General features: G+C 41.6%; 17 protein-coding genes. 14 read left to right on the top strand and 3 right to left on the bottom strand.

The window, feature by feature from the left end; genetic code table 11:
- Positions 1 to 192 precede the first annotated feature (192 nt).
- Positions 193 to 792, top strand: a complete 600-nt coding sequence (gene rsmD / locus IEV18_RS05535) for a 16S rRNA (guanine(966)-N(2))-methyltransferase RsmD (RefSeq protein WP_188391389.1) — start codon at positions 193 to 195, stop codon at positions 790 to 792.
- Entirely contained in the window at positions 758 to 1,246 is a 489-nt protein-coding gene (gene coaD, locus IEV18_RS05540; RefSeq protein ID WP_188391390.1) for a pantetheine-phosphate adenylyltransferase, read from the top strand. Before rsmD ends, coaD begins: the two co-directional genes overlap by 35 nt.
- Positions 1,247 to 1,316: 70 nt before the next feature.
- On the opposite strand, the gene spoVV is transcribed toward coaD, so the two are convergent.
- Positions 1,317 to 2,534, bottom strand: coding sequence for a dipicolinic acid transporter SpoVV (gene spoVV / locus IEV18_RS05545; RefSeq protein WP_188391391.1), 1,218 nt, complete (start codon positions 2,532 to 2,534; stop codon positions 1,317 to 1,319).
- Between the two features lie 176 nt (positions 2,535 to 2,710).
- Here spoVV and IEV18_RS05550 point away from each other — a divergent pair, with 176 nt between their 5' ends.
- Positions 2,711 to 3,727 carry a SepM family pheromone-processing serine protease gene (locus tag IEV18_RS05550; protein WP_188391392.1) on the top strand — a complete coding sequence of 339 codons (1,017 nt, stop codon included), beginning with the start codon at positions 2,711 to 2,713 and terminating at the stop codon, positions 3,725 to 3,727.
- Positions 3,728 to 3,781: 54 nt separating this feature from the next.
- Here the strand turns inward: IEV18_RS05550 and IEV18_RS05555 are convergent, their stop codons facing one another.
- Positions 3,782 to 4,990, bottom strand: coding sequence for a nucleotidyltransferase (locus tag IEV18_RS05555; protein ID WP_188391393.1), 1,209 nt, complete (start codon positions 4,988 to 4,990; stop codon positions 3,782 to 3,784).
- Between the two features lie 211 nt (positions 4,991 to 5,201).
- Here IEV18_RS05555 and IEV18_RS05560 point away from each other — a divergent pair, with 211 nt between their 5' ends.
- From IEV18_RS05560 to IEV18_RS05575, 4 genes are all read left to right on the top strand, one after another.
- A complete protein-coding gene (locus IEV18_RS05560) occupies positions 5,202 to 5,726 on the top strand; it encodes a YceD family protein (protein WP_188391394.1) in 525 nt (174 codons plus the stop codon).
- A 29-nt stretch (positions 5,727 to 5,755) separates the two neighbouring features.
- Positions 5,756 to 5,929: a 50S ribosomal protein L32 gene (gene rpmF, locus IEV18_RS05565; protein WP_188391395.1), complete on the top strand. Its 174-nt coding sequence runs from the start codon at positions 5,756 to 5,758 to the stop codon at positions 5,927 to 5,929.
- A gap of 74 nt (positions 5,930 to 6,003) precedes the next feature.
- Entirely contained in the window at positions 6,004 to 6,768 is a 765-nt protein-coding gene (locus tag IEV18_RS05570; RefSeq protein WP_188391396.1) for an enoyl-CoA hydratase/isomerase family protein, read from the top strand.
- A gap of 63 nt (positions 6,769 to 6,831) precedes the next feature.
- Complete coding sequence (locus tag IEV18_RS05575) at positions 6,832 to 7,311, top strand: RsfA family transcriptional regulator (RefSeq protein WP_188391397.1); 480 nt, start codon at positions 6,832 to 6,834, stop codon at positions 7,309 to 7,311.
- Positions 7,312 to 7,339: 28 nt separating this feature from the next.
- On the opposite strand, the gene IEV18_RS05580 is transcribed toward IEV18_RS05575, so the two are convergent.
- Positions 7,340 to 7,834, bottom strand: coding sequence for an N-acetyltransferase (locus tag IEV18_RS05580; RefSeq protein WP_188391398.1), 495 nt, complete (start codon positions 7,832 to 7,834; stop codon positions 7,340 to 7,342).
- Positions 7,835 to 8,030: 196 nt separating this feature from the next.
- On the opposite strand from IEV18_RS05580, the gene IEV18_RS17560 reads away from it, so the two are divergent.
- From IEV18_RS17560 to IEV18_RS05615, 7 genes are all read left to right on the top strand, one after another.
- Complete coding sequence (locus tag IEV18_RS17560) at positions 8,031 to 8,411, top strand: DUF3397 domain-containing protein (protein ID WP_188391399.1); 381 nt, start codon at positions 8,031 to 8,033, stop codon at positions 8,409 to 8,411.
- An 84-nt stretch (positions 8,412 to 8,495) separates the two neighbouring features.
- Positions 8,496 to 10,115 carry a bacillithiol biosynthesis cysteine-adding enzyme BshC gene (gene bshC, locus IEV18_RS05590; RefSeq protein ID WP_188391400.1) on the top strand — a complete coding sequence of 540 codons (1,620 nt, stop codon included), beginning with the start codon at positions 8,496 to 8,498 and terminating at the stop codon, positions 10,113 to 10,115.
- A 176-nt stretch (positions 10,116 to 10,291) separates the two neighbouring features.
- On the top strand, positions 10,292 to 10,729 hold the full coding sequence (mraZ, locus tag IEV18_RS05595; protein ID WP_188391439.1) for a division/cell wall cluster transcriptional repressor MraZ: 438 nt from the start codon (positions 10,292 to 10,294) through the stop codon (positions 10,727 to 10,729).
- Between the two features lie 21 nt (positions 10,730 to 10,750).
- On the top strand, positions 10,751 to 11,713 hold the full coding sequence (gene rsmH / locus IEV18_RS05600; RefSeq protein WP_188391401.1) for a 16S rRNA (cytosine(1402)-N(4))-methyltransferase RsmH: 963 nt from the start codon (positions 10,751 to 10,753) through the stop codon (positions 11,711 to 11,713).
- A 114-nt stretch (positions 11,714 to 11,827) separates the two neighbouring features.
- On the top strand, positions 11,828 to 12,205 hold the full coding sequence (gene ftsL, locus IEV18_RS05605) for a cell division protein FtsL (RefSeq protein ID WP_188391402.1): 378 nt from the start codon (positions 11,828 to 11,830) through the stop codon (positions 12,203 to 12,205).
- A gap of 15 nt (positions 12,206 to 12,220) precedes the next feature.
- Positions 12,221 to 14,446, top strand: a complete 2,226-nt coding sequence (locus IEV18_RS05610) for a penicillin-binding protein (protein ID WP_188391403.1) — start codon at positions 12,221 to 12,223, stop codon at positions 14,444 to 14,446.
- An 87-nt stretch (positions 14,447 to 14,533) separates the two neighbouring features.
- Entirely contained in the window at positions 14,534 to 16,459 is a 1,926-nt protein-coding gene (locus tag IEV18_RS05615) for a stage V sporulation protein D (protein WP_188391404.1), read from the top strand.
- Positions 16,460 to 16,474 lie beyond the last annotated feature (15 nt).

A 16,474-nucleotide genomic window follows, 5' to 3' on the forward strand; every position in this document is an offset into this window, starting at 1 on the left:
AAGGGGTTCTGTACCCTTTTAACACAGATTCTCAGAGAAAAAATTTATTGAAACGAAAAAACAAAGGAAAAATCAAAGGTGAGGGAGACCTCCCGTAAATACTTGACAGACTCTACTATCGATAGATGTTTGCTATATTTTATGTTAGGATTAATCACGGATAGTAGACTAAGGAACCTGGGAGTGAGGGTAATGCGTGTGATTGCCGGACAGTTTAAAGGCAGACCGTTAAAATTATTATCAGGCAAAATGACAAGACCAACGGCAGATAAAGTAAAAGAGGCTGTCTTTCAAATTATCGGCCCATATTTTGACGGAGGGCTAGCTCTTGACTTATTTGCCGGGAGCGGCGCTTTAGGTATTGAAGCATTAAGCCGCGGCATGGACCGTTGTATTTTTGTTGATAAATCCCCGAAAGCGAAGCATATTATTATGGAAAATATTAATGCATTGCAGCTGGATGACCGGGCAGAAGTCTATTGTACAGAAGCTTTCCGGGCATTGAAAGGGGCAGCAAAAAGAAACTTGTCATTTGATTTAATTCTGCTTGATCCACCTTATGGAAAAGCGGATTTCGAAAAATTATTAAATCAGATATTGTCATTACATATTGTCAAAAAAGATGGGATTATATTTTGTGAACATGATGGAAAAGAGATGTTGCCTGATTCCTTTGATGCTTTGCAATTAATGAAAAGGGTGAAGTACAGTTCGGCAATCGGCGTAACGATGTATCAGTACAAGGGGGAAGAAACGGATGGGAAAATTAGCGATTTGTCCCGGGAGTTTTGATCCGGTGACGAACGGACACGTAGATATTATTACTAGGGCCTCAAAAATCTTTGATGAAGTTATTGTTGCCGTATTTAACAACCAATCAAAATCTCCATTGTTCACCGTAGAGGAAAGGATGCATTTGCTGCGGGAATCAACGAAAGATTTGCCGAATATTGTCGTTGATTCTTCCGAACGTTTGCTGATGGATTATGCGCGGGAGAAAAAGGCAGCAGCTGTAGTTCGGGGGTTAAGAGCGGTCAGTGATTTTGAATATGAAATGCAGATTACATCGATGAACCGGAAATTAAACCCGGAAGTAGAAACGTTATTTATGATGACAAATAATCAATATTCTTTTTTAAGCTCCAGCATGGTAAAGGAAATAGCCAAATATGACGGGGATATTACAGGACTCGTCCCCGAACCGGTCATTTATGCATTAAAAAAGAAGTTTCACCATAAGGTATAACACCAGTGCCTCGCTCCTATGAAATCGTCATTAAAACTTGGGACCCTGCACAAGGGTCCCTTTTTCTCTGTCACCACCTGCCTTTAGCAATCATTTCTTTTTTCCATAATAAAATGATGCCGATTCCTAGTCCTGCCCACGTTATCATCGGCCCCAGCTGCTGAAGGTATTCCCATATCGCATACGAAAGGTTCCCGGCAAACTGGCCGCTCACTGGTATAGCTTCCAAGTCATACACTTGCCTGTCTAAATAAAGAGGCTTATATAGCAAAATCGTTAACAGGCTGGCAACCGTTCCATGAAGCAGGCGGGAAAGAAAATACGGATAAAAACGAATGTCTGTTTTTGCTAGAATACTTGCTACTTGAGCCTGAACAGAAAATCCGTTGAACCCAAGGATGAAACTGACAAGGATTGCCTGCTGAAGAAGAGTATCGGTTTGCACCTGGGAAATCATATTGCCGCCAATTGTTATTTCGAATAATCCGGAAAAGAAAGGAAGGGCCAGTTCTTTTGGGAGAGATAATATGGCCAGCGCGTATTGAAACAGCAGGGAGATTTTTTCGGAAATGCCAATAAGAAACAATAGTTTTATCAGCACGGAAAAGAGAATGATAAATCCACCTACCATTACTAATGTTTTAATGGAATTCAATACAGCATCGCCGAGTATTTCCCCAAATGGCCTTCTGTCTTTCATTCGCGTTTGATGCATTTCTTGAAATGCTCTCTTAAATGATACCCTTTTCCTTTTCTCCGTTAGGCTTGCTCCGGCGCTTTGGCCGTGAAATCGCATCACTATTCCGACGACCGTATTGCCGATATAATGGCTTGCAGCAAGCAGCATGCCCAATCTGGCATCGTGGAAAAATCCGACGGAAATTGCGCCGAAAATGAACAGCGGACTGGAATTATTCGTAAATGAAACGAGCCGTTCTGCTTCAATCTGCGAGAGATGACTTTCTTCCCTTAGTCTTGCGGCAATTTTTGCACCCGTCGGATAACCGCTGGCCATTCCCATCATCCAGCCAAAACTCCCAACACCCGGGACGTTAAATAACGGTCGCATAATTGGCTCAAATAAGACACCGATAAATTTGACAACCCCGAATGCAAGGAGCAATTCGGCGGTGATAAAGAAGGGAAGAAGAGAAGGAAAGACAACTTCCCACCAAAGACTTAAGCCCCGGATGCTCGCCTCCAAAGCATCATCAGGAAATTTAATCAAACAGAAAGTAATAAATACGGTAATGGTTGAATAAATGCATGTTTGAATAACAGGTCTCAAAAAGATGCCTCCTACTTCCGCTCATAGTCTTCCTGTACAACTTGTAAGGAACATAGTAGAATAATTTTAAACTGAATTTGTACAAGTCTTTTACCAATATACGCTCATACATATTGCATTTATGCCATAGACTTTGGTTAAAAAAGTCATTTGGCTGGAAGGGGTATATCGAATACATGAAGTTTTCCAAGGGAAAAATTGTTTTCCTCTTATTTGCAGCAATCGTCACATATTTTTTGTCCTCGTATAAATTGCCGTTCTATATCCAAAAACCCGGTGGAGCTGACGCATTAAATCCGATTGTAGAGGTGGCCGATGGCTATGAAAGCGAAGGGGATATGCATTTGGTGACAGTTAGCGGAATGCAGGCGACGCCGCTGTTTTATGCTCTGGCAAAAATTGCTCCTTATAATGATATTATGCCGATTGAAGATGTTTTTCCCGATGGCATCAGCCAGGAAGAATATATGGAAGCCCAGCTTCAGGTGATGGAAACTTCCCAGGAGGCTGCTACCGTCGTTGCCTATACGGCTGCAGGAGCCGATATTGAGATTGAATATAAAGGGGTTTATGTCGTTTCTGTTTTGAAGGACCGTCCGGCAGACGGGATATTGCAATCCGGGGACAGAATCATTGCCGTCGACGGAAACGAAATAAAAGAAGCAGAAGATCTGATCAACTATATTCAAACGAGAGAAGCGAAGGATATTGTCACAGTCGAATTTATTCGCGGGGATAAAACGATGACGGATACGATTGAACTGGATGTTATTGATGAAGCGGACGGCAAAATTGGGATCGGAATTACCCTTGTGACGGACCGGGAAGTTACGGTTCATCCGGAAGTGGAATTTTCCAGCGGAAAAATTGGCGGCCCAAGTGCAGGATTAATGTTTTCGTTGGAAATTTATGATCAGCTGACGGAGGAAGATTTAACTCGGGGGTATCACATCGCCGGGACGGGGGAGATTGATTATGAAGGCAATGTTCACCGCATTGGCGGTATAGACAAAAAGATCGTCGCCGCCGATAAGGAAGGGATTGACATATTTTTTGCTCCAAATGAAAATGGCAAAGAAGGGTCCAACTATGAGATTGCAGTAAAAACTGCAGAAGCCATCGGCTCAGACATGAAAATTGTTCCCGTCGATACTTTTGATGACGCGTTAAACTTTTTAAAAAGTCTGCAATAGAAACTTCCAATGTATAGGCTATTATAGCCATACTTGGAAGTTTCTTTATAATTATTAAATTTGTACCGGACCTTGCATTTCCTGCTGAAATAATGTCTGTTTGTTTTCAGCTTTTAATACACTATAATAAGCATGGCTTGCTTTTTCTTCGATTGCGAGCATCGGATGCTGATCCCGGTGATAGGACGTAACGAGGGGGACGGCGATATCCTTTTTCTTTTCGTTTAGAAAAGCTTTTCCTCTTTCGGTAAATCCTAAAATGCGCAAATAAGGAATTTCTGCTTGTTTTAACCGGTTCATTTCCTCGTCTTTTATATTCGCTAATATATAGACGAACATGCGCTGGATTCGCGTCCATGTATATCTTTTTGATTTAACGAGCCGAACGAGATCGGCAAAATTCATCGCTTTGGAAGCCATTTTTTTAATGCGGTATTCCATCCCCTCGTCCACACCAAAAATTTGCCTCAGCTCTTCCGGTGTCATCGTGTTAATGCGGTATTGCAACAGAGGAAAATACAACTCCCAATGATGCCAAAGGTCCGCTTTCTTCCGATAGGCATCCAATTGGACAATGGTAGAATCCGGCAAACTGTTTCTTGCTTTCGTTGTAAGTTCCGAATTTCCCAGCAATTCTTTCCGGATACTTGTGGCGCTGGCAATATTCCCATGAAGATGGGAATCATGGTAATGGCTCTGGATGCGCCGAATTGTCTTCGGTTCCATCGGAAAATTGTTCTCCATAATGGCCCTGACATAACCAAAGCCTAATATGTTATTCGGCTGGGTTAAATCGAAATCGCCGGCAGTGAGTCCCAATTTTTCATAAGCATATTTTGCAGCTTGAGGAAAAGAATAACCTAGATGAAGCTTTTCTTTTAAAAAAATATCAAATTTAGTCTTGTTCTCTTTCCAAGCATGATAACCATGGACGAAGCTGGACAGTTCCCCCGACTCACTTCCAAAACAGAGAGCAGAAATTTTACATTCATGCAAAATTCGAACGGCCCCGTCGGCGAATAAATCACTATGCTGTACTGCGCAGACAAAAGGAAGCTCCAGCACGAGATCCACTCCCGTCTGCAGTGCTGCTTTCGCCCGGTGGAATTTATCGCTAATGGCCGGTTCACCTCTTTGCAAAAAGGAACCGCTCATAACCGCTACGATACAATCAGCATTCGTTACTTTTTTTGCTTGCTGAAGATGATAGACATGTCCATTATGAAAAGGATTATATTCGACGACTAATCCACATGCTTTCATCGGCTACGCTCCTAAAAAGTTTTTTTCTATTTTATCAAAAAAATACTATTTTTCCTAATACGATAGTTTTGCGCGTGTTTATCGCCAGCGGGAAAGGGAATAATACTTGGTGGAAGCTAATATCGTTCCTCGTTCGTCTCCTGCTTAAATAGCGGTTGACAAAATGCCATTTTTCTTTTAAAATAACTCTTGTTGCCTTGGGGTGATAAATATGAAATTTACGTTAAGTCAAATCAGGAAAAAGGCGCATACTGGCCCGTATGAATTTGACGACTATGTCGATATTTCCGACATTGTTCACATGAATAATGATGTTCAGCATATAAAACCGGTACGAGTTGCAGGGAATTGCACGATTCAGGGTGAACAGTTTTATTTCCGTTTTACCATTGAAGGTGAAGCGACTTTGCCTGATGCTCGCACCTTGGAAGAGGTTGTATATCCTTTTCGTATGGAAGCAACGGAAATTTTTTCTTCGTCCGCAAAACTTGATAGCGATGATGAACAAGAAGAAATCCATCCCGTGGATGGGGAAGTGATTGATTTAACCCCATACATAAAGGAGAACGTATTATTAGGGCTTCCTTACCGGGTATATGCGGAGGAAGGAACCGGAAATGTTTTAACAAGTGGAGAAGGCTGGAATTTTATTTCCGAGGAAGAAAAGGAAAAGACAGTAGATCCACGTTTGCAAATATTAGAAACTTTACTTGAAAAAAAACCGGAAGAGAAGTAATGGATGCATCTTTGAAGGAGGTGGAAGTCATGGCAGTACCAAAAAGAAAAACTTCAAAAAAGGTAAGAGATCAACGTCGTACACATAAAAAACTACATGTACCTGGCATGGTAGAATGCTCCAACTGCGGAGAATTGACAAAACCGCATCATGTATGCAAATCCTGCGGCCACTATGATGGAAAAGAAGTTGTCAGCAAATAATGCATAAGAGAACAGATCACTCGAGTGGTCTGTTTTTTGTATTTTAGAGTTTTTAGCCTGGAAGGGGGAAAAAGATGGGGGAGACGATTACGTATCACTTAAATGCGGGCGGTTATGGAGAGATTCGGCTCAATCGGCCGGAAAAACGGAATGCTATATCGCTGCAAATGGCAAAAGAACTGAAAAACGCTCTCAATTATTTCAGAGTTCAAGAAATCAAATTTCTATTAATTACAGCAAATGGGGAAAAAATTTTTTGTGCCGGCGGGGATCTGAACGATTTGCACGGTCAATTAAGTAAAGAAGAGGCGTTTAATAGACTTGTTCCAATGAAAGAGGTGCTATGGGAAATCGTAAATTTTCCCGTACCGGTTATTTGTTTATTAATCGGGGATGCCTACGGCGGGGGCTGTGAGCTGGCTACTGCATGCGATCTTCGCATTGCTTCTCGCGAAACGAAGTTCGGTTTTATCCAGGCAAAATTAGGCATTGTTCCCGGCTGGGGCGGAGGAGCATTATTATATGAAAAAGTCCATCCCGACTTTGCTTTTCAATGGATAATAGAAGGGAAAGTGTATGATGCAAAAACACTGGAAAGAAAGGGGTGGATTCACCGGGTTGCAGAAAAAAGCGCCATACTGGATGAAGAACAACTGCTGAAGCCATATATGCAAAGATCACGGCAACAAATGAAATTAATAAAAAAACAATATATAAAGAACCTTCTGCAGAAGCCGATTTTGGCATCTATGACAGAGGAAGTCAAAAACAGTGCCAGTTTATGGGATAGTCCGGAACATATCAGTGCCGTGGAGAAATTTTTAGCCCGTCCTTCGTAAAACATTGATTCTAGTACTCCTATTTTTTGCATACATTGATAGCAAAGAATAAGGAGGGATGTTATGAACGAGACACGGCAAGATGCCTGGACAAAAGATGAAGATATTCTCTTAGCTGAAACGGTCCTTCGTTATATTCGAGAAGGGAAAACCCAATTGGAGGCCTTTAAAGATGTGGCGGAAAAGCTGTCACGTACTCCGGCTGCATGCGGTTTCCGCTGGAATGCAACTATACGGAAGCAATATCAGGAAGCGATTCAATTGGCAAAAGAAGAACGAAAACAAGGAACGAGAAAAGATATGTGGAAGCTGGTGAAAACAAATCAATCGGAAAAGGACACGATTGAATCAGCGATTTCCTTGCTGGAAAAAATGAAGGATAAATTTTTGGAAGAGCCGGAACGTGCCAGTGAAGCAGAAAAACAAAAGATGGAACAGCTCCAAAAAGAAAATATGCAGCTGAAAGAGCAATTAAAAAAATATGAGCAGGCTTGGGCAGAAATAGGGAAATTGTGGCAGTGGGCAAATAATAATAAGGAATAAAAGAAAAAGACATGAATGGAAAAATCATTCATGTCTTTGTTTTGCGTGGATTTTTTTCCTTAACTCCTTCCGGAAGCCAAATGTAAGGATTTTCCCCTAAATCCCGCTTCATATCATAATGTGCTTTTTGGAATCCCATCTTCTCCCAAAATCCGTGGGAATTGATGCGCGGATTTGTTTTAATTGGCAATTTAAAACTTTTTGCATAATCTACCAACGCTCTTCCATATCCTTGCCCTTGGTAATCGGAAAGCACTTCCAGCTTCCAAAGGGCTAAATAGTCTTGCGGCGGATCGAAATAATCGTCATACTCTTTTTTAATTTCATAAAGGCTCATTCTTGCAATTAAATTTTTCCCGATGTATATTCCATAAAACGGCGAGTCGCTGTTGTTCTCCACAAAATTATTTTCCAAATCTTCCAGCATGGATAATTCCTGATGGCCGTATTCTTTGAAGCGTTTAAACATTTCCAGGGTTTTATAATTTATTTTTAATCTTTCCACTTTTACTGCCGTCTTCATGGACTTTCCTCCCCCTTCGTTTGCTGCCCCATGAAACTGCTCGAATAGTTAAGCAGATGAAATAATTATTTATATTTATTATAATATAAAAGTGTTAATTTTAAAATAAAAGAAAAAATGGATGCATGAAAGCTAAAAACGGCAAACTGCAATTACCGAACGTGCTGCTCAGTGCTGAAGAGAGGAAAAATGAACGATGCTGCAAATTTTTGTTTATTTATTTGCATTTTTTGTAACGGTACCGATTATTGTTACTGGGTTAATCTATGTTCTTGCCTATTTTTGGCATAGGCGGAGGCGAAAGGCAGTTATCACCGCTGCTAATTGGTCTCTGGTGTTTTATATCATTTCGGTCAATCTGATTTTTTTTATGATGTTCGAGCGACCGACCATTGGTTATACGCTCATTTTTTTATTGCTTATTTTAGCCGTTATTGTTACTTTGCAGTGGAAGGTACATATGGAAGTGAAAATTGGAAAGGCGTTTAAAATTCTATGGAGGGGCAGTTTTCTGTTCTTTTTTATTTTATATGTTTGTGCGACATTTCTCAGCATATTGCTTCGAATCTTTGTATAAGGTGATTCAAGCAGGAAACATGAAATAGCTTTTCCTTTTATGTACAATACAAATGGGAAAGTATGGAACAAAGGAGCAGATATGATGCGTATAAATCCTATTCCGTTACATAATCAAACAAAAATCATGGAAGATTATCGTAACTTTAATGAACAAATTCAAAAGTTTTTTTCATACCATCCATTTTCCGATTTTCACAAAAGGATGAAAGAATTACAGATGCGTCAATTTCCCCGCGAGGAATTGACCGATTTGCTGATTGCCATGAATCAGGAATGGGATGCTCCTCAATCGACAATACATAATATTAAACGGCTAAAAAAAGATGAAAGTGTCGTTGTTATTGGGGGTCAACAGGCAGGACTTTTAACCGGTCCAATGTATACAATCAATAAAATTATCTCGATATTGCAGCTTGCGAAGCAGCAGGAAATGGAACTGGGAATCCCGGTTATTCCTGTCTTCTGGATTGCTGGGGAAGATCATGATTTTGCAGAAATAAACCATGTCTATTTGCCGAAAGAAAGGAAAATGGAAAAATTCACTTTCACCGCACAGGTGACAGAAAAACGATCGGTATCCGACATGATAATTGATCAGGAAAAATTGGAAATTTGGATCAATAAAATATTTAAGCAGCTGGAAGAAACGGAATACACGAAGGACTTACACCGGCAGATTTTGCGATGTTTGCAGTCGGCAACATCATTTACAGATTTTTTTGCCCGTCTAATCTTTTGGCTGTTTGATGAAGAAGGCTTGGTGCTTATTGATTCTCATGACGAGCGGCTCCGGGAAATCGAATCCCCGTATTTTGTGAAAATGATCGAAAAACAGCCAAAAATAAACCATAGTATCCAACAGACGATAGAGCAGCTTAAGGAAAGCGGGTATGACGTAAACCTGGATTTAGGTGAAAACTGCGGACATCTTTTCTATCACGGAAACAACAGCCGGGTTTTACTGACTCGGGATGCTTCCGGGGAATGGGTAGGCAAACAGAATGAAGTATCTCTTTCGACGGAACAATTATTGGAAATTGCAAAAAACAGGCCTGAATTATTGAGCAACAATGTCGTTACTAGACCATTAATGCAGGAATGTTTATTTCCTTCGATAGCGTTTATTGGCGGTCCCGGTGAAGTTGCATATTGGGCTGCACTGAAAGGCGCATTTCAGATGATGGATATGACGATGCCGCCGGTAGTTCCGCGATTATCCTTCACCTATATTGATAGAAAAGTAGAAAAAGCACTGCATCGTTTCGGACTGGATGAATCTTATGCAATCGAAAAAGGGGTAGAACATTTCCGCAAAAATTGGTTGGATAAAAAAGCAGATCCGCCGATTGCAGAAACAGTCAGCCATTTAAAGAAAATAATTGCAGAAGGTCATGAACCGCTTCGAGATATTGCCCAAAATATCCGTTCCGACATTTACCAATTAGCAGAAAAAAATTTGCTTTATCTATATCGGGAAATTGATTTTCTTGAAAATAGAATGGTGAAAGCGTTAGAAGAAAAGTACGCCAAGGAATGGAATCATTTTGATCTTATTCAAATGTGTCTAAAACCATATGGAGGGCTGCAGGAACGGATTTGGAACCCGCTGCCGTTGCTCAATAAATACGGCAAAGAATTTATTCGGAACGTAAATAATCATTCTTTAACCTTTGACCATGGGCACTATCTCGTCTATTTTTAAATGGTCCGCCACTTTCCGCCACTTTTAATAAAAATGCTGTCATTATTGATATGACAGCATTTTTTTATTTGGCAATAGTTAAAAATACTTATTTTGCCCAAATGCTTGAAATCGGGTGGTAGAAAGTGGGGGGATGTGGTAATATAAAAATATGAAAGTGGGGGGCAGTGTTTACAATGTTCATGGGTGAATATTTGCACAATATCGATCAAAAAGGAAGAGTAATCGTGCCTTCCAAGTTCAGAGAAGAACTTGGGGAAAAATTTGTTGTTACCCGTGGATTGGACCAATGTTTATTTTGTTACCCCCTACATGAATGGAAAATATTGGAAGAAAAACTGAAAAAACTGCCTTTAACGAAAAAGGATGCCCGTGCCTTTACACGTTTCTTCTTTTCCGGAGCAGTAGAATGTGAAATAGATAAACAGGGAAGAATAAATATCCCGTTAACTTTAAGAAAATATGCCGGATTGGAGAAAGAATGTGCAATTATCGGTGTTTCGAATCGAATCGAAATTTGGGCAAATGATAAGTGGGAGGAATATGTAGACACCTCCGAAGAATCGTTTGCTGAAATTGCCGAAAATCTAATGGATTTCGATATAAACTTTTAACGTAAAAGCGGTGATATCATCATGTTTGAACATGTCAGTGTATTAAAAGAAGAAACGATTGCCGGATTGGAAATAAAACCGGATGGAACGTATGTCGACTGTACCCTAGGTGCTGGAGGACACTCGGAGCAAATTGCTTCCAGGCTTAATGAGGACGGGCTCCTTATTGCCTTTGATCAGGACAAAATCGCACTGGAAAATGCGAAAAGGCGGCTAGCGCCGTATGAAAAGCAAATCATCTATGTTCATGCAAATTTTAAATTTTTGGAAGAAGAATTGCTTGAGCGAAACATCAAGGAAGTGGACGGAGTTCTTTTTGATCTAGGAGTGTCTTCTCCCCAGCTTGATCATGGGGAAAGGGGATTCAGCTACCATCAGGATGCTTTATTGGATATGCGGATGGACCAATCCCAAAGATTAACTGCAAGACATATTGTAAATGAATGGGACTATCATGAGCTTGTCCGGATATTTTTTCAGTACGGTGAGGAAAAGTTTTCAAAACAGATAGCCCGAAAAATAGAGGAATACCGCAAGAAAAAGGAGATAGAGCGGACAGGGGAATTGGTAGATATTGTTAAAGAAGCAATTCCGGCCCCTGCACGACGAAAGGGAGGACACCCGGCAAAGCGGATTTTTCAAGCTTTGCGAATTGCAGTCAACGATGAATTAAATGCTTTTCAAAGCGCATTAAATCAGGCAGCTAAATTGACGCGGATTCACGGAAGAATTGCGGTTATAACATTTCATTCTTTAGAAGACAGAATTTGTAAACAAGCTTTCAAAAAATGGAGTACCCCAAAAGAAACCCCTCGGAATTTGCCGGTTTTGCCGAAGGAATTTGAAGCTCCTTTCAAACTGGTTACGAAAAAACCAATTACTCCTTCGGAACAGGAACTGGAAAATAATCGGCGGGCACGTTCTGCCAAGCTTCGTATCGCAGAGAAGATCAATCCGTGGGACGAATCTTTTTCTGCAAAATAATTGTTGGACAATAGTTTTTCCTTAACCATCTACGGTATTAGCAAAAATTTGTTATAAATGCATGGAGTTTTCAAAGAGAAGAGAAACTTTTTTGAGAGGAAGGACGGAGGAAAGATGAGTGTAAATCATGCGAGAAATTGGCGCCAAATGTATCCTCAAGAAATACCAAAACCTAACCAGCAAGTGAAAGTAAAAGTCAGAACGAGCGGATGGATTACAAAGGGAGAAAAAGTAATCTATTCTTTCATATGCCTTCTTTTTATTTGCTTTGGCATTTTTATCGTTTCCTATTCTTCATCATTGGATCAGCTGAACCGGGAAGTGCAGACGATAGAAAGCAAGGTTCAGGAACAACAAATTAAAAACGAAGGTTTAACCTTTGAGAAAAAAGAATTAAGCAGACCAGAAAGAATTATTTCCATTGCTGAGAAAAACGGCTTGAAGATTCAGGATACAAAGGTGAAACAGGCGAAGGAATTAACACGTGAATAGGGGAAGGAATGGCAAATGAAAAAGAACCGAACGACCCATGCCATGTCTGGCGTATTTATTATTGTTTTTTCATTGCTGTTTCTGCTATTGGCCGGCCGTTTCATGTATATTCAGGCAACTGGAGAGGTGGCCGGTGTTTCGCTGGAACAATGGGCAAAGGAAAAACGGACGACTTCTTATCCCCTTAGTTCAGAAAGGGGAAAAATTTTTGATAAAAATGGCATGACTTTAGCATATGATATGCCGGTTTACCGGTTATATGCCATCATCAGCGAAGAATATTCCAAAGGAATGGAAGAACCGCTCCATGTCGTGGATCCAGCCGCAACTGCAAAGGCGCTTGCCCCTATCCTGGATGTCGATGAAAAGGATATATTAACGCCAATTGAAAATGGACTGAAAAACAACAAATTCCAAGTGGAATTTGGCAAGATTGGCAAGAACCTCTCACAAAATAAGAGAGACGAAATCCTCGCTTTAAACCTGCCCGGAATTTATTTTGAAGAAGACTCCTTGCGCAATTATCCAAACGGAACTTTTGCTACTCATATTATCGGGTTCGCCCGAGAAATGGATGTGGAAAAGGAAGGGGAAGTTACAAAAGAAATTGCCGGTGTAACGGGCATTGAAAGGGAAATGAATGACATCCTCAAAGGGGAGGATGGCTACATCTCCTATCAGCGGGATAGATACAATAAAAAGTTATTGGATGCAGATGAAATTGTAAAAAAACCAAAAGACGGTCATGATGTGTATTTGACAATTGACCAAAAAATTCAGACCCTGCTGGAAGATGTACTTACCGATGTCCAGGAAGAGTACAATCCGGAACGTATTACTGCCATCGTAATGAATCCGAAGACAGGGGAAATATTGGCGATGGGAAATCGGCCGAGCTACAACCCGAATAATCCAGCAAACGTGGAAAACTGGTATAATGATGCAATTTCTTCTCCGTTTGAACCCGGATCAACGATGAAAATCTTCACGTGGGCATCGGCGATTGAAGCAGGGGTGTACAACGGAAATGAAGGCTTCATGTCCGGAGAGTACCAGGTGAACGAAAAAATTGTCCCTATCCGGGACCATAACCAAGGCAGGGGATGGGGAGTCATTTCCTATGATGAAGGATTTACCCGCTCTTCCAACGTGGCCGCTGCCAGACTCGTATGGGAAAAAATGGGAACCGACACTTTCCACGAATATTTGCAGGCCTTTGATTTAGATAAAGAAACGGGAATTGACCTTCCGGGTGAGATTCAAGGACAAATTTTATACAATTGGCCTCGTGAGAAATTAACAACTGCCTTCGGGCAAGGTTCAACGTTAACGCCAATCCAGCAGATGAAAGCAGCTACCGCTATTGCCAATGACGGGAAGATGATGCAGCCGTATGTAATTCAAAAAATTGTTGACCCATCTACCGGCAAAGTAATTGAAGAAAAGGAACCGACCGTAGTGAAAGAACCGATTTCCCCGGAAACGGCGAAAGAAGTGTTACAGTTAATGGATTCGGCGGTTAACGGCAAACATGCAACCGGGAAAAATTACCAGCTGGAAGGTTATACGGTGGGGGGGAAAACGGGTACCGCCCAAATTCCCGATCCGAATGGAAACGGCTATTTAACTGGACGGAATAATTATGTATTTTCCTTTCTTGGTGTTGCACCGGTGGAAGATCCAGAGCTGATGATGTATGTGGCCGTGAAACAGCCCGAATTGGGAGATAAGCCTAGTTCCGAACCGGCTGCAAAAATATTTAAAACAGTAATGGGGAATAGTTTGCGCTATTTAAACATCGAGCCGGATATGGAAGAGGAAAAGAATGTAGAACTCGTCACCGTTCCTGACTTAAAGGGTCAGAACCCTTCCGAAGCGAAACAGCGGTTAAGCGATTTAGGTCTAAATCCGGTTGTAATTGGCGACGGGAATAAAATTATTGCCGCAAGCGTGGATGCTGGAGAAGAAGTATTGTCTCAGAAACGGGTTTTCCTCGTTACAGATAATCCGAAAATGCCAAATATTATCGGCTGGTCTGTGCGGGATGTTGTCCAGCTGGCAGACTTAATGGAGCTCAAAATGGAAGTGCTCGGAGGCGGATACGCGATATCCCAAAGCATTGAGGCAGGCACTGCTCTGAAGAAAAACGACTACTTAGGGGTGGAGTTTGCTGAACCGAACATAGGGAATAAGGAAACAAATGATGAAGCAGAAAATAATGTTGACCATGAATCCGGATAAGCCCTTCGAATAAAAGAAACAGTGTTCTATTACGTTTTCTAACGTCATATAGTTGATACAAGCCTACCTATGGAAAAGGGGATAGAAATGAAACGTGTATCACAAGTGATCGTTAGAAAACGAATAGTTACTGTTTTTCTTTTTGGTTTGCTTATTTTCCTCATTATTGTCATTCGTCTTGGCTATGTCCAATTTTTTTTAGGCAAAGAATTGGTCGGACAAGCCAATGATTTATGGACGAGAGATATCATCTTTGAGCCAGAAAGAGGACTGATACTTGATAGAAATGGAGATATACTTGCTGAAAATGTGACTGCCCCTTCCATCGTCATCATCCCGAGGCAAATTACAAATCCTGAAGATACAGCGGAAAAATTGGCGCAGATTCTCGGTATGGAAGCAAATAAAGTGTATGCCTCAATTACAAAAAATACGTCCAGTGTTAATTTGCGGCCAGAGGGGATTAAAATAACCGAAGCGGAAGAGCAGGCGATTCGGGAATTAAATTTGCCTGGCGTTTATTTGGCGAAGGATTCAAAGCGGCATTACCCGTATGGGAAAGCTTTGTCTCATGTGTTAGGATTTGCTGGAATAGATAATCAAGGTTTGATGGGGCTGGAACTATATTATGACGAAAAATTAAAAGGCGAAAAAGGCAGTCTTTCGTTCTATTCCGATGCGAAAGGAAGAAGGCTGGAAACATTGGCTGATGAATATAACCCTCCAACAGACGGAATGCATATGCAAACGACGATTGATTCAAGAGTGCAGACGATTATGGAAAGGGAACTGGATATCGCGGAAGCCAAATTTAATCCGGATTCTGCCTTGGCCATTGCGGTTAATCCAAAAACTGGAGGAGTTCTTGGGATGACTTCCAGGCCAAATTTCCATCCGGAAAACTATCAAGAGGTGGATCAGTCGGTCTTTAACCGGAATTTGCCGATTTGGAGCACCTATGAACCTGGTTCGACTTTTAAAATTATTACTTTGGCAGCCTCGCTGGAGGAAAATACGATCGATTTGGTAGATGATCATTTCCACGATGACGGAGCAATTAAAGTAGGGGGCGCAACGATACATTGCTGGAAACGGGGTGGACATGGCGAACAGAGCTACCTGGAAGTAGTGCAAAATTCCTGCAACCCCGGTTTTGTGAACCTTGGCCAAAAGCTTGGCACCGAGCGGCTCTTTTCCTATATTAAAAATTTCGGCTTTGGTGAAAAGACAGGCATCGACTTGCAGGGGGAAGCAAGCGGCATCTTGTTTTCCCAAGATAAGATTGGTCCTGTTGAGCTGGCGACTACTTCCTTCGGCCAAGGGGTGTCCGTTACACCGATCCAGCAAGTGATGGCGGTAGCTGCAGCGGTAAACGGAGGGTATTTGTATGAGCCATACATAGCAGAAGCATGGATTGACCCTAAAACGGGGAAAACGGTCGAGAAGCGGGAACCAAAGGTGAAGAAACGGGTTATTTCCGAACAAACGTCGAAGGAAATACGCCATGCGCTGGAAAGTGTCGTTGCCCACGGTACCGGCAGACCTGCATACGTGGAAGGCTATCGGGTAGGAGGAAAAACGGGAACTGCCCAAAAGGTAGGCCCGGACGGAAGATATATGGAAAATAATTACATCGTTTCTTTTATCGGTTTTGCCCCCGCCGATGATCCGGAAATTGTCGTCTACGTTGCGGTAGATAATCCGAAAAATACGGTCCAGTTTGGCGGGACGGTGGCTGCCCCGATTGTAGGAAATATTTTGGAAGATAGTTTGCGGGTGCTTGGAGTCGAAGAGAGGGAAGGCGGGCTCGACAAGAAATATTTATGGCCGGAAGAGCCGCCTGTCGAAGTACCAAATTTAATCGGCAAAAAGACTGGTGAGCTTTCCGAAATGCTTATTCCTTTGTCTGTGGAGACGAGCGGAAAGGGAGATGTCATTATCGACCAGTCTCCTGCACCTGGAACGAAACTGGAACCTGGCTCCACCTTGCGCATATATGTAACAGAAAATTAATCGTGTGCGGAAATG

This window comes from Compostibacillus humi (assembly GCF_014637175.1).
GTDB lineage: Bacteria > Bacillota > Bacilli > Bacillales > Amphibacillaceae > Oceanobacillus > Oceanobacillus humi.